Raw genomic sequence first — 13,469 nt, 5'->3', positions numbered from 1 at the left:
AAAACTCGCCATTGCACCTGGATTGGACAGACCGGCATTGCCGGCTCTACCATCGCCGGTTGACGACCCGCGGGCGAAGAGGCGAAGATCTGACGTGGCCGATCCTCGGATCGTCAATGAACTCGCCCAACCTCTCCATCAACGGCTTGCATGCCGCCAACACGGTAACGTTCGTGCTTGAACGACTCCAGCAGAACAGTCCTCTGCGGGTAGAACTGAACACGCAGGGCAGAGACGCCGACGCCGCGCGCCGCATTGCGGTTGAACTCCAGTTGTTGCAGCGCCATGCCGGACGTCCCGCCGTGGGGAAAACGAATGTCTATTCCGCAGGCATCACGATTTTTGCCGCGTTTCCCAAAGAAGCGCGATACCTGACGCCGGATACAACTCTGCTGGTGCACGAACGAAGCCTTGACGCCCCGCGGTCCGCCGCGCTGATTGTCACGCACACCTTGGCTCAGGCCTCGTCGCTGGCCGACCGCATCGTCGTTCTGGAGGGCTCGCCAGCAGATATCATGCGTGACGTCCGGATTGCGCGGGATGACGGATCGGCTTCACGGTGTTTCGCAGCCGGAGCGCAGGCAGGCGGAGCGGGATGAAACTTGCGCTCTCGATCCTGCTGCTTCTGTTGGTCGCCGCGCCCGGGTCCGCGGCACCGCGGACGATGGTGATCGGCTATATCGGCCAGACGCGCATGCCACCCCTGCCTTTGGGACCGCTCGATCAGCCCGTCAGCGATGACGGCCTGCAGGGCGCGCGGCTGGGCATCGCCGACGACGACGGGACGGGGCGCTTCCTGGGGCAGAATTTCAAGCTCGAAGAACGCGTCCTGAAGCCAGGCGAAGCGCCGAAGGACGCAATCGCCAGCCTGGCCGCCACGGGCGTCACTTTCGTCGTGGCCGATCTCGACGCGGCCACGCTGAGCCAGGCGGTTGCAGCGCCCGTAGCGGACAAGATGCTGTTCTTCAACAGCCGCGCGCCCGACGATGCGCTCCGCCAGCAGGACTGCCGCAAGAACCTCCTGCATACGGTTCCAAGCCGCGCCATGCTCGCCGACGGCCTGGCGCAATATCTTGTTTGGAAACGGTGGCAGCGCTGGTTCCTGCTCGTCGGCCCGCATCCTGCGGACCAGGCGATGGCGGCAGCGTTGCGCCGTTCGGCGGCACGCTTCGGCGCCGAGATCGTCGTCGACAAGCCGTGGACGTTCCGGCCGGCCAATGGCCGGGCCGACACCGGACATGTCACGCTGCAGACCGAGATACCGGCCGCCACCCAGGTCGGTGATTACGACGTGCTGGTCGTCGCCGACGAGGCGGACGAGTTTGGCGCCTATCTCGAAGGCCGAACCGCATTGCCGCGGCCGGTCGCCGGGACGCAGGGGCTCGTGGCGATCGGGTGGAGCGCGGTCAACGAGGAATGGGGCGCAACCCAACTTCAAGATCGGTTTCGCAAGCAAGCCAAGCGCTGGATGACGGCTTACGACTACGCCGCCTGGCTTGCCGTGCGCAGCGTCGGTGAAGCGGCAACACGCCTGCGAAGCCTCGATCCCGCGGCGATCACCGCGTATTTGCGAAGCGGCGACTTCCTTCTCGCCGGCTTCAAGGGACAGGGGCTGAGCTTCCGGCCATGGGACGGCCAGATGCGGCAGCCTATCCTGATATCGGGACCGCGACTGCTCGTCTCCAGTTCGCCGCAACCGGGTTTCCTGCACCAGCGCACGCCGCTCGACACGCTGGGCATCGACCTGGAGGAAAGCGCATGCAGGTTCTGATCGCGATCCTGCTGTCGATGTCCATCGTGGCCGGACCTGCCGCCGCGGAGACAATCTACGTGTCGAACGAGCAGGACAACACTGTGGCGGTGGTGGATGGCGCCAGCATGAGCCTGTCCACGACCATCAATGTGGGAAGGCGCCCGCGCGGAATGGCGCCTTCGGTAGACAAGAAGCTGCTCTTCGTTGCTGTTGGCGACGACAACCGGATCGACGTTGTCGATCTTGCCAAACGGCAGGTGATCGGCCAGCTCCCCTCGGGAGCGGATCCGGAGTTTTTTGTCGTGCATCCCGACGGCAAACGGCTGTTCGTCGCCAATGAGAACGACAATCTGGTTTCGGTGGTCGATATCGCCTCCGCCAAGGTTATCGGTACTGTCGACGTCGGCGTCGAACCCGAGGGCATGGCGGTCAGTGCCGACGGCCGCTACGTTGCCTGCACCTCGGAGACCACCAGCATGGTGCATCTCATGGATGCCGGCACGCTCGAACTCGTCGACAACCTCCTGGTCGACACCCGTCCGCGCGCCGTGGCGTTCTCCCCGGATGGAAAGCAGCTTTGGGTGTCTTCCGAAATACGCGGAACCGTGACCGTCTTCGACACCACGTCTCGTGCAGAGACCGGCAAGATCGAGTTCGAGGTCCCTGGTATCCGCCGCGAGGGCGTCCAGGCGGTCGGCATCGAAATGGCACGCGACGGCGCCACTGCCTATGTGGCGCTCGGTCCGGCCAACCGGGTGGCCGAAGTGGATACCAAGACGCTGGCGGTGCGCCGCCTCTATCTCGTCGGCCAGCGGCCGTGGCACGTGGCGCTGTCCGATGACCAGAAGCGCCTGGTCAGCGCCAATGGCAATTCCGGCGACATCTCGTTCATCGATCTGGAAAATGAGGAGGTGGTGAAGTCGGTGCCGGTGGGACGCGGCCCCTGGGGAGTGGTGATCGGTCCATGAAGGCGCTGTCACTCGAAGGCCTCGGGCACAGCTTCGGAGAGCGGCGGGTCCTCGATGCCGTGTCGTTCTCGGTCGCTGAAGGCGGGATGTGCGTGCTGCTCGGACGCAACGGCGCCGGCAAGACGACGTTGTTCTCGCTGGTCACCGGCCTCTACCATGCCCGATCCGGCCAGATCGATGTGTTCGGCCAATCCATGCGAACCGATCCGGCCGCCGCACTTGCCCAGATGGGCGTTGTCTTCCAGCAGCAGACGCTCGACCTCGACCTCACCGCTGCCGAAAATCTGCGCTATCACGCCTCACTGCATGGGCTGGAGACCGGCATCAGCGAAACGAGATTGCGCGAGGAACTCGACCGGCTGGAGGTTCTCGACCGGTGCGACGAGCCGGTCCGTTCGCTATCGGGCGGTCAGCGGCGGCGCGTCGAAATCGCTCGCGCGCTGATGCACCAGCCGCGTATCCTGCTGCTCGATGAGCCGACGACCGGGCTCGACGTGCCTGGGCGCCGGGCGATCGAGCAGCACGTACGCGCGCTGTGCCGGGAACGAGGTATTGCTGTTCTCTGGGCGACGCATTTCCTGGAAGAGGTATCGGCCGGCGACGACCTGGTGGTGCTGCACAAGGGCAGGCTGCGCTGGGCCGGCGGCGCCGGCCGCGTCGCCGCGGATCTTGCGGTCGGCAGCCTCGCCGATGCATTCGATCTGCTGACGGAGGCGGGATGAAGACACCTCACGCGGTGCGGGCGCTCATGGGAATCCTGCGCAGGGAGATGTTGCGAACGCTTCGCCAGCGCGGCCGGCTGCTCTCGGCGATCATACGGCCTTTGGTCTGGCTCGCCATCTTCGCCGCCGGCTTCCGCTCGGTGCTTGGCCTGTCAATCACGCCGCCCTATCAGACCTACGTGCTCTACGAGGTCTATGTCGTCCCTGGGCTGGCGGCCATGATGCTGCTCTTCCATGCCATGGCAAGCTCGCTGGCAATGGTCTACGACCGCGAGATGGGCAGCATGCGCCTGTTGCTGACAGCGCCGCTACCACGCTGGTATCTGCTTGCCGCGCGGCTGCTGGCGAGCGTCGTCGTCGGTCTGCCACTGGTCTATCTGTTCTTGCTGATCGCGCGTTATTGGGACGTGCGCCCGCCGCTTCTAGGCTACCTCGCCGTGTTTCCGGCGCTGGTCCTGTCAGGCCTGATGCTGGGCGCGTTCGGGTTGCTGGTATCGTCCGTTTCGACGCAGATGGAGAACTTCGCCGGCGTGATGAACTTCGTCATCTTCCCGACGTTCTTCGCCTCGACGGCGCTTTATCCGATATGGCGGCTCGCCGAGGCGGGGCCGGTGCTGGCTACGATCGCCGCATGGAACCCGTTCAGTTCGGCGGTCGAACTGATACGCTTCACGCTCTATCTGCGCTTCGATCCCGTTTCCGCCCTTGTCGTTCTCGCCTGCCTCGTCGTGTTTTTCCTGGCGGCAGTGGTCGGCTACGACCCCGGCCGCGGCCTGTGGTCCCGGCGCGGCGGCGAGGGCTGATCATTTCAAGGCGTAGAGGTAGGCGGCGATATCACGCGCCTGCTGCTCCGTGATCCCAGTCGATGGCATGGCCGTGTGCGGATTGATCTCCCTGGCCGCTCGTATCCAACGGATCAGGTTCTCCGGATTGTTCGCCAGCACGCCACCGATAAAGACCCGGTCGGCAAGGCTGGAGTCGAGGCGTGGACCAACCTGTCCCTGTGCCCCCGGCACGCCGGGGATCGTATGACATCCGGAGCACCCGTTCGCGATCATGATCGGAATGGCGCGCGCGCCCAAGCCGCCGGTCGCCATGTCCGATTCGTTGCGAACACGATCACGGCGGTCGGACCACAAGGTCGCCGCGGCGACTGCCGCGGTCAGCAGCAGGATCGCGGCGAGCGCGCCGCTCACCATCCTAGCCAGGCCGGAGCGCATGGGTTGCCTTTCTGGTTCCGCTCTTGCTTATCCAAAGGCCGGCAAGCAGCAAGGCGGCTCCGCCATAGATCAGGCCAGCCGGAACCCACATCACCAGTCCGGCGAGCTGCTGGTCCTCGATGGGGGTTAGGCCCCAGAGCGCCGCGCCTCCGGCATTTTGCGGGTACCAGAGTCTGGGCGACAACAGCAGGAGCACGCCGAGCAGACCGGTGTGCAGTGACGTGAAGAAGAGATGCATGACCGCGCTGCCACAGGCCTGCTGGCGGCCGGAACGCGGCAGAATCACCCACCAGAACAGCAGGGCTGTGCCGAGGAAGCTCGCATGCTGGGCGTAGTGCAGCACGCCCTGCTGAAGCGCTGCCTCGAACAGGACGGGAACGTGCCAGATCCAGATCGCGATACCGTGGATGATGGTTGCGTTGAGGGGACGGCTGGCAACCGTCCAGATCGCCTGGACAATCCTGCCGTGCGTGAGCCTTCCCGTCCCTCGGCGGAGTGCGGCTGGCAATGCCCATATCAGGGCCGCGCCGGGGCAGGCGGCGACAAGGAGTGGCGCCGCTACCGCCATCAGCAGTTCATGCTCGATCATGTGGGCGGCAAACACCCGTTCGCCAAGCGCATGGATCGGGCTAACCAGTGCTCCGGTCAGAACGCCCCAGCCGGCGGCAAACAACAGAACCTGCCGCGTCCGCTCGGAGCGGCCCCGGCTGCTGCGGCGCCACAGCCGGCTCGCTCCGAGCGCATAGATGAGCGCGATTGCGGCCAAAGGGAGCGTGATGGGAAACGCAAGCGTCCATCCCGCTTCGGGCGCGCCGGCGCCATAGCAGATCGAGGTTGAGAAAAAGGCCTCGAAGCTCATCGCAGGCACTCGTCGAGAATGAGCGCGGCGCTGCCCTGCATGACGATTACGAGGGCAAAAAGCAAAGCCGCAAGAATGCCGAGATCGGCGACGAATTGCTCGGTCCCGCGCGTGCGCTCCGGCTTGAAAGCCGCGCCCCCCTGCCGCCGTGCCCGCCAAGAAAGCACGCCGCCGAGAAGCGAAAGCAAGGCCAGCAGCAATGCGATCGGAAGCACGACCGGAATCTGGCGATTGCACTGCCACGGAACAAGCGCGTAGTTCAGTTGCGTCGAGATTGCCCAAGCCAAAGGCCCCGACAGAAGACCACCCCAGGACGTTCCCAACCGCAGCGCGCGCATCAGCCTAGCCTCGGTACCCAGTAGATGAGCAGGTAGATCGGGATCCAGGTGAGCACCACGAAATCCCAATAGAATACGTTGTCGCCCACATCGCCGAAGCGCCGGCCGCTATAGCCATGGCGGGTGAACATCAGCACCGTCAGCACGATCGTGTCGCCCACGTCGGTGATCAGATGCGTGGTGTGCAGTCCAAGCAGCACCCAAAGCATCGAGCCGTATGCGTTTGTGTCCCAATAGATGTTCAACGCCGGGAACTCGAACCAGCGCACCACGAGCGGGGCGAGACCGAACAGCGACATCACCACCATGCCGATTCGCACCGGTACCATTGCGCAATGCTTGGCGTAGCGATTGAGGATGTGGTTTGGGACCAGGCTGGCGATCAGCAACAGGGTGAGGATGGTTCCCGGCCAATGGTTAGGTTCCGGGGCGCTCAGACGCCAGTTGGGCCATGACATCGCCAGGTAGAGATAGGCGCCGGCCGCCAGCGCGAAGCCCGTCCCTTCCAACGCCATGAAGCCGAGCGTGCCCCACCAGGTCGGGCTGCGCGGACCATGGCCGAACGTAGGGAGAGCGGAAAGGTCGGTGACGGGCCGCTGGTTCATTCCTCGTCCTCCGGATCGCCCTTGGGCCAGAACCAGCCGACCAGCGTGAGTGCGATCGGCACGGCGCCCCAGACGATCGCCCACGGCGTGAAGATCGAGTAGAGGAACGTGCCGCCCACGGCGATCGCCGCCAGCAGCGGCCAGATCGACGGCGTCGCAGATTTCTCGCGAATGTCAGGGTAGGCCTCCGCCACAGTCGAGATGAGCAACTCGCGGACATCGACGCGGAGTCCGGTTGCGACAGGGAGCGCCGCTCGTTCGGCCCACAGCGGCTCGACATTCGTCACGATCGGAATGCGCGTGAAATTGTAACTTGGAGGCGGGGACGACGTGGCCCATTCCAGGGTGCCGGCATCCCAGGGGTTATCCCCGGCCGGAGCCCCTTTCAATGCGCCATGTATCAGGTTGAAAGTGAACAGCACGAAGCTCAGGAAGAACAGCACCGCGCCGGCACTGATGAACAGGTTGATGTTGCCCCAGCCAAGCTCCGCCGGATAGGTGTAGACCCTGCGCGGCATGCCCCAAAGGCCGACGAGATGCATCGGGAAGAAGGCCGCGTTGAAGCCGATGAAGGCCAGCCCGAAATGCCAGCGTCCGAGACGTTCACTCATCATGCGCCCGGTGATCTTGGGGAACCAGAAATAGGCCGCGCCCAGCAGCGGGAATACCGATCCGCCGATTAGCACATAATGGAAGTGGGCGACGACGAAATAAGTGTCGTGCACCTGAAGGTCGAGCGGCACCGAGGCGAGCATGACGCCGGTTAGCCCGCCGATAACGAAGATGAAGAAAAAGCCGAAGACGAACAGCAGCGGCGTGCGGATCACCGGTCTGCCATCCCACAAGGTCGCCAGCCAGCAGAAGATCTGCACGCCATTGGGGATGGCGATCAGCATGCTGGACGCCGTGAAGAAGCTCGCCCCGAGCTTCGGCAATCCCGTCGCAAACATATGGTGAACCCAAAGGCCGAACGACAGGAAACCCACCGCGATCAGCGACAGGACCAGCCCTAAATGGCCGAATGTCGGTCGCCGGGCAAAAGCGGGAATGATGGAGGAGACCATCCCTGTCGCCGGCAGGAAGATGATGTAGACCTCGGGATGACCAAAGAACCAGAACAGATGCTGAAACAGCAGGGCGTCGCCGCCCTCCGCGGGGTTGAAAATGTGGGTTCCGACAAGCCGGTCGAGAATGAGGAAGGTCGAGGTGATCATGACTGCCGGCATCGCGAAGACGACGACAAAGGAAGTGACCAGCAGGGCCCACACATAAACCGGTATCTTGTCCAGCGACATGCCGGGCGCGCGTTGCTTGAACACGGTGACGATGGTGGCGACGGCGACGGCGAGCGACGACACTTCGGTATAGGTGATCATTTGCGCCCAGACGTCGGCGCGCTTGCCCGGGGAAAATTCCGGTCCGGATAGGGGCACATAGGCGAACCAGCCGACGTCCGGCGCCATGTTGAGGAGGAATGAGGTCCAGGCAAAGACCCCGCCCGAGACGTAGATCCAGTAGCCGAATGCATTGAGCCGCGGGAAGGCGATGTTGCGCGTGCCGACCATCAGCGGCACCAGATAGATTCCCGTTGCCTGCACGATAGGAACAGCGAACAGGAACATCATGGTGACGCCATGCATCGTGAACAGCTGGTTGTAGAGGTCCGGCCCGATCAGTCCACGCTGCGGCCCCGAGAGTTGGATTCGCATGGCGACCGCGTTCAGCCCGCCAAGGCACAGGAAGATGAAGGCCGTGATCAGATAGCGCCTTGCGATGACCTTGTGGTCGACGCTCGACAGGGCTCCGATGATGCCGGGCGGCGTGCGCCATGCCCGCGTGAGCCAGTGGTGCAGGCTGGCATCGTCCATGCCGGTATCGCGCGGTCCGTCATGCTCGGGAGCCAGGTCGCCCTTGGTGGCGGTCTCGCGTTTCGGCGGCAGGTCGCGTTCGCTGGTCAGATCCGCGCTGCTCATTTCAGACCCTCGACATAGGCGACGATGGCGTTGAGTTCGTCGCCGTTGAGCTCCACCACAGGCATGTGGGAACCGGGCTTCACGCCTTGGGGGTCCGCTATCCAGGCGGCGATATTGCCTCGGCTCATCGTCAACGTGCCGGCGGCGAGCGTTCGCCGGCTGGCAATATGCGTCAGATCCGGCGCGATGGTTCCTCCCGCTGGAGTGCCCCCGATCCTGTGGCACATCACGCAGGGGCGCTTTAGAAACAGGTCCTCGCCAGCCTTGGCCTCGTCGCTCGCGGGAGGGCCAGATGGTTGCAACTGGTCGTTCCACCAAGCGTCGAACTTTTCCTTCGGCTCGGCGATGATGAAGGTGCCCATGTTCGCATGCTGCGCACCGCAGAACTCTGCGCACTGGCCGCGATATACGCCAGGCTTGTCGGCCTTGATGTCGAGCACATTGATATGACCGGGGATGAGGTCAAGCTTGCCGGAAAGGCTCGGGACCCAGAAGGAATGGATCACGTCCGTCGATGTCAGTAGAAGCCGCACGGGCTCCCCGGCGGGGATGTGGATCTCGTTCGCCGTGGTCAGGATGCGGCTCGGCGTGGCGTCTTCGTAGCGCACTTCCCACCACCATTGGTGGCCCGTAACGCGAATGGTGAGCGCGGCGTCGGAGCCGATCGCCGCAAGCGTCCTGTTGGCGAAGAAACTCAGCAAGGTCAGCCCGACCACGATCACTGCGGTCAGCCCGACGGCGATCACGACAACGCGCAACTTTCGATGATCGGCGCCGGCGTCGAGCACGAGCGGCTCGGCGCCGTCCCGCGACCGCATCATCAACGGCGTGGCAAGAGCAATCATCACCAGGACCCAGATCACCGCGCAAAGCGCGGTGAAAAACCAGATGAGCCATGCCAGCTCACTGGCAGCGGGCCCTTTCGGGTCGAGCGCTGATTGCCATCCCGAGCATCCCTGCAAAAACATGACGCAGGCCGTGCCGAACCCTGTCGACGCAAGGCGCTTCACGGTGATTTCCCCAGTGTGGCTGCATCCGGCATGCGGTTTTCCGACGGATGTGGCATCATGTCGTCATTGCGTTGCGGCGCGGCGGACGAGGGTGCGTTGCCGCTCAGCGAGCGAACGAAGGCGGCAAGCTCCCAAATCTGGTCATCGGGAATCTTGTCGCGGAAGCTCGGCATGCCTTTTGGCCGCCCATCGCGGATGGTAGCGTGGATGCTCTCGATCGAACTGCCGTAAAGCCATTTCTGGTCCATCAAGGCCGGCCCCATGCCGCCGCCGCCATTGGCATGACAGCCCGAACAGTTGAACCAGCTGAACAGGCGCTTGCCCTCGCTGAGGTGGAAGGCATTGGCCTCGAAGCTGGCTGCCTTATTGTCGCTGGCGGAGGGCCGCTGTCCACCGGGTTCCAATGTCGTCACAGGCGTCGGCTGCTCGCCCGATCCGAGCGAGGATTGCGGGCGCGTGTCCCGCTCCTCGCGCTGGCATGCCGTAAGCGCTAGAACCGTAAACAAGAGCATGGCGGCACCATGCTTCATCGCACTGGGCCCCCCGGGCCATCGAGGCGCGGCACGCCGTATTCCGACAGCAATGCGTCGATCTCGGCCTTGTGCCTGGCCAGCGCGCTGTTCACATCGCCACGCAGCGCATCGTCCTCGCGCCGAACGCCCATCGAGATGTCGTAGATCATGGGCAATTGCGGTCCGTCAATGCGAGGCGTGACGGGCGTGACGCGGAGGGGCACTTTCTGCTTGGCCGCGAAGTAGCCGGCGAGCGGGCCCCAGACGACGGCAAGATCGATGTCGCCGGTCGCCACCGCTTCGACGATGCGCGCCGGAGGGTTGGGTGCGGAATAGTCGCCATAGACGGGATAGCCGACGAGATGCCCGACGATGCCGCGGCGGCCGAGCGCCTGGACAGGAGGCGAATTGACACCGTCGTCGCCGATTAGTTGCACGCCGATCCGCATGCCGCGTAGCCGCGGATCGTTGAAGGACGCCACATCCGGACTGTCCTGGCGGGTGACAAAAACATAGGACGACCGATAGTAGGGTGTGGTGGTGCGCAGCATTTCGAGATTGGCCGACGTGCCGGGCACGAGATCGCAAAGGCCGGCCTTCAACGTGTTGCGCACGAAGCCCCGGCGCTGTGCCCACCACGTATAGGTCAGCTTGGCGCCGAGATCGGCTGCCACGATCTCGGCGATCCTGTTCTCGAAGCCCTGACCGGCGGCGTTGGAGAAGGGCATGTTGTTCGGGTCGGCGCAGACCCTCAATTCCCGGGCATTGGCTGCCGCCGGCAAGAGGAGCAAGGCAAGGGCGGCCATGGCGGTTGCCATTCGCTGGAGCGCCTTTCGCGCCTGGCGCGAGGCCCGCTTGAGTGGCTCAGGGCAGCCGGAACACATAGAGCGTGCCTCCCGCCGTTGTCGCGTCCTTGAGATCCTTCATCGCGTTGACGAAACCGAGGGCGGCGGTGGCGTCGCGCGGATCGAGATCGCCGGACACGATGGCGCCGGCCCAGCCGCCTACACCCGACAGGATCGCCACATATTGGTGTCCGTCGGGACCGCGATATGTGATGGGCTGGCCGATGATGCCGGACGACGTCTTGAACTGCCAAAGCAGCTCGCCGGTCTTGGCGCTGACCGCCTTGAACCAACCCTCCATGGTTCCGTAGAAGACGACATCGCCGGCGGTCACGACCGCGCCGCTCCACACCGGGAAGTTCTCCTTGAGGGTCCAGGCGGGCTTCTCCGCGGCGATGTCCCAGGCGGTGAAGGCGCCCCGGTTCCCACCAGGCCCGGGGATCATGCGCACGTTCATGCCGACATAGGGCGTGCCGGCGATGTAGTTCACCTCGACGCCTTCTTCGTCCATGCACAGATTGTTATGCGGTATGTAGAGCAGCCCTGTCTTCGGCGAGAAGGCGGAAGGCTGCCAGTCCTTGAGCCCCGACGCGGTCGGGCAGATGTCGCGGACGACCTTGCCGGTACCGGTCTTCTTGTCCGGGTTTTCGATCAGACGGCCGCTGTTGAGGTCGACACCCTTGCTGGAATTGACGGGGCCGTAGGGCTTCGCGGACAGCACTTCGCCGGTGGTCCGGTCGAGAATGTAGAGATAGCCGTTGCGCTCGGGCCGGATCAGCACCTTGCGCGGCTTGCCCTGCCAGTTCATGTCGAGCAGGACCTGCTCGTTGATCCCGTCATAGTCATGAAGATCATGCGGGCTCCACTGGTAGAACCATTTCGCCGCTCCGGTATCGGGGTCGCGGGCGAAAATCCCTGACGTCCATTTGTTGTCGCCGGGCCGCAGATCCGGGTTCCACGGTCCAGGGTTGCCGGTGCCGTGGAAGATCAGGTTGAGATCCGGGTCGTAGGAAATCCAGCCCCACATGTTGCCGCCGCCGATTTTCCAGGCTTCCGGCGGCCATGTCGTGACGCCAAGGTCCTTGCCCTTGTCCATGTCGTAATGCGGCTTGAAATCCGGGCCGATCAGCACGTCCTTGTCCGGTCCGGTGCCGTAGGCCGTCCAGACGACATGACCGTCGCCGGCGTCGAGCGCCTTGACCCAGCCGCGGACGCCCATCTCGCCGCCTGAATTGCCGACCAGCACTTTGCCTTTCACCACCAACGGCGCCATGGTGATGGTCTCGCCGATGTTGATGTTGCCTATATGGGAGTTCCAGATCGGCTGACCGGTGTTCGCATCGAGCGCGATGGTGTGACCGTCCAGTGTGTTGAAGAAGATGCGCCCGTCCGCGAAAGCCGCGCCGCGATTCACGACGTCGCAACAAGCAACCCCTTGCGCCGCGGGTTCGGGATTGGGTTCGAACTTCCATTTCATCGGCGCGCCCGGCTTGGTGAGGTCGAGCGCGTAGACGACGTTGGGGAAGGGGGCCACGATGTACATTGTGCCGGCGATGACCAGCGGCGCCGCTTCCTGACCTTTGTTGACGCCGGTGGAGAAGGTGAAGGCCACCTGCAGGTTCTTGACGTTGCCTTCGTTGATTTCGGTGAGCTCGCTGTAGCGGGTCGACGCGTAGTTCTTGGCCGGCATCGTCCATTGCCCATCGTCGCGCGGCGCGGCGGAAGCAGGCGGCGAGATCGCCGACAGTGGCGGAGCTTCGGAAGCGCCCGTCAGCAGGGGAGTGCAAGCCAGCAGCAGCACCGCAAGGAAGCTCTGGAGACGTTTTCCCGCTGCCGCCGGGCGGTTCGTGCGTACCGCGTCAACGCAGGGTGTTGCACGCCGCGCTGCTTGCTTCATTTCGGTGTCGCGCCTCCGACGCCTGAACCGAGTTCCGCCGCGATGTCGGCCTCGGTGCCCGAGCACAGCGGGTGACCCCAGCCGGAGGCGCTTTTTCCGCCGGGATCGAGATCATAGATGATGGCATCCTTACGGTTGGGATTGACGCCTGCCGGGACCTTATCGAGGTCGAGAGCCGCGCGAACGCGCCAGGCGACATTGTGGTCGGCGCAAGAGGAATCGCCACTGACGCCAAGCGCGCCGACGATCGTTTTGCCGTCGTAAAGGGCCAGGCCCCCGCCAAACACGACGACGCCGCCGATAGGCTTGCCGACCAACGGATCGTTGGCGCTGCCGAAGGTTTTGGGATCGCCCGCATATGCCGCGGCTTGGTTGACGGGGTTGGTCGCCTGTAGTCCGAACAGCGGCCCACCCGGTTGCACGCCGGCGTAGAGATTGGCCGTCGACAGGGCCATTTGAGCCAGGCTGAGACCGTTGGCGGTGTTGGCTTTCTCCGCTGCGATGAGCCGACTCCCCGGCCATTGCGAATCGACCGCGGGGCCGCTGAACGCAATCGCGCAGACAGTGCCGTCGCGGGCAACGATCGCGCCCCATTCGTTGGTTTCAAAGCCGCCATTGGCTGGTCCGCCGCTTGCCTTCACGTTGGCTTTGAGGACTGTAAGCAGCCTATCGTGATCGGCTGGACAAGGCTGCTGAGCCATGGCCTTGTCATCGTGGAGCAGGTCGCCCATCAGCAACAGCAGACCAAAGACAGATAAGAAAAGCTG

General features: G+C 64.1%; 15 protein-coding genes. 5 read left to right on the top strand and 10 right to left on the bottom strand.

The window, feature by feature from the left end; genetic code table 11:
* The first annotated feature begins 116 nt into the window (after nucleotides 1–116).
* From ACVWWD_RS21600 to ACVWWD_RS21580, 5 genes are read left to right on the top strand one after another with little or no spacing between them, the layout of a single operon-like run.
* Nucleotides 117–599 (top strand): Clp protease/crotonase-like domain-containing protein, encoded by a 483-nt coding sequence (locus ACVWWD_RS21600; protein WP_352547015.1) that lies wholly within the window; start codon nucleotides 117–119, stop codon nucleotides 597–599.
* A complete protein-coding gene (locus ACVWWD_RS21595; protein ID WP_352547013.1) occupies nucleotides 596–1,771 on the top strand; it encodes an ABC transporter substrate-binding protein in 1,176 nt (391 codons plus the stop codon). Before ACVWWD_RS21600 ends, ACVWWD_RS21595 begins: the two co-directional genes overlap by 4 nt.
* Entirely contained in the window at nucleotides 1,759–2,721 is a 963-nt protein-coding gene (locus tag ACVWWD_RS21590; protein ID WP_352547012.1) for a PQQ-dependent catabolism-associated beta-propeller protein, read from the top strand. Before ACVWWD_RS21595 ends, ACVWWD_RS21590 begins: the two co-directional genes overlap by 13 nt.
* A complete protein-coding gene (locus tag ACVWWD_RS21585) occupies nucleotides 2,718–3,443 on the top strand; it encodes an ABC transporter ATP-binding protein (RefSeq protein ID WP_352547011.1) in 726 nt (241 codons plus the stop codon). Before ACVWWD_RS21590 ends, ACVWWD_RS21585 begins: the two co-directional genes overlap by 4 nt.
* Nucleotides 3,440–4,246 carry an ABC transporter permease gene (locus ACVWWD_RS21580; protein WP_352547010.1) on the top strand — a complete coding sequence of 269 codons (807 nt, stop codon included), beginning with the start codon at nucleotides 3,440–3,442 and terminating at the stop codon, nucleotides 4,244–4,246. The genes ACVWWD_RS21585 and ACVWWD_RS21580 overlap by 4 nt, the downstream gene beginning before the upstream one ends.
* Here the strand turns inward: ACVWWD_RS21580 and ACVWWD_RS21575 are convergent, their stop codons facing one another.
* From ACVWWD_RS21575 to ACVWWD_RS21530, 10 genes are read right to left on the bottom strand one after another with little or no spacing between them, the layout of a single operon-like run.
* Nucleotides 4,247–4,663 (bottom strand): c-type cytochrome, encoded by a 417-nt coding sequence (locus tag ACVWWD_RS21575; protein ID WP_352547008.1) that lies wholly within the window; start codon nucleotides 4,661–4,663, stop codon nucleotides 4,247–4,249.
* Nucleotides 4,644–5,522: a cytochrome c oxidase assembly protein gene (locus ACVWWD_RS21570; RefSeq protein ID WP_352547007.1), complete on the bottom strand. Its 879-nt coding sequence runs from the start codon at nucleotides 5,520–5,522 to the stop codon at nucleotides 4,644–4,646. The genes ACVWWD_RS21575 and ACVWWD_RS21570 overlap by 20 nt, the downstream gene beginning before the upstream one ends.
* The gene (locus tag ACVWWD_RS21565; protein WP_023773776.1) at nucleotides 5,519–5,860 is read right to left on the bottom strand and encodes a hypothetical protein; all 342 of its coding nucleotides are present in this window, start codon (nucleotides 5,858–5,860) and stop codon (nucleotides 5,519–5,521) included. Before ACVWWD_RS21565 ends, ACVWWD_RS21570 begins: the two co-directional genes overlap by 4 nt.
* Nucleotides 5,860–6,465, bottom strand: a complete 606-nt coding sequence (locus tag ACVWWD_RS21560; protein ID WP_023773775.1) for a cytochrome c oxidase subunit 3 — start codon at nucleotides 6,463–6,465, stop codon at nucleotides 5,860–5,862. The genes ACVWWD_RS21565 and ACVWWD_RS21560 overlap by 1 nt, the downstream gene beginning before the upstream one ends.
* Complete coding sequence (gene ctaD / locus ACVWWD_RS21555) at nucleotides 6,462–8,438, bottom strand: cytochrome c oxidase subunit I (protein WP_023773774.1); 1,977 nt, start codon at nucleotides 8,436–8,438, stop codon at nucleotides 6,462–6,464. The genes ACVWWD_RS21560 and ctaD overlap by 4 nt, the downstream gene beginning before the upstream one ends.
* On the bottom strand, nucleotides 8,435–9,448 hold the full coding sequence (gene coxB, locus ACVWWD_RS21550; RefSeq protein WP_435053981.1) for a cytochrome c oxidase subunit II: 1,014 nt from the start codon (nucleotides 9,446–9,448) through the stop codon (nucleotides 8,435–8,437). Before coxB ends, ctaD begins: the two co-directional genes overlap by 4 nt.
* The gene (locus ACVWWD_RS21545; RefSeq protein ID WP_023773772.1) at nucleotides 9,445–9,978 is read right to left on the bottom strand and encodes a c-type cytochrome; all 534 of its coding nucleotides are present in this window, start codon (nucleotides 9,976–9,978) and stop codon (nucleotides 9,445–9,447) included. The genes coxB and ACVWWD_RS21545 overlap by 4 nt, the downstream gene beginning before the upstream one ends.
* Complete coding sequence (locus ACVWWD_RS21540) at nucleotides 9,975–10,844, bottom strand: substrate-binding domain-containing protein (RefSeq protein ID WP_352547005.1); 870 nt, start codon at nucleotides 10,842–10,844, stop codon at nucleotides 9,975–9,977. Before ACVWWD_RS21540 ends, ACVWWD_RS21545 begins: the two co-directional genes overlap by 4 nt.
* Entirely contained in the window at nucleotides 10,825–12,702 is a 1,878-nt protein-coding gene (locus tag ACVWWD_RS21535; RefSeq protein WP_352547004.1) for a methanol/ethanol family PQQ-dependent dehydrogenase, read from the bottom strand. The genes ACVWWD_RS21540 and ACVWWD_RS21535 overlap by 20 nt, the downstream gene beginning before the upstream one ends.
* Nucleotides 12,699–13,433, bottom strand: a complete 735-nt coding sequence (locus tag ACVWWD_RS21530) for a heme-binding protein (protein ID WP_245275591.1) — start codon at nucleotides 13,431–13,433, stop codon at nucleotides 12,699–12,701. The genes ACVWWD_RS21535 and ACVWWD_RS21530 overlap by 4 nt, the downstream gene beginning before the upstream one ends.
* Nucleotides 13,434–13,469 lie beyond the last annotated feature (36 nt).

Source organism: Mesorhizobium sp. URHB0026, from assembly GCF_054059755.1.
This window is presented reverse-complemented; position numbering and strand designations above follow the sequence as displayed.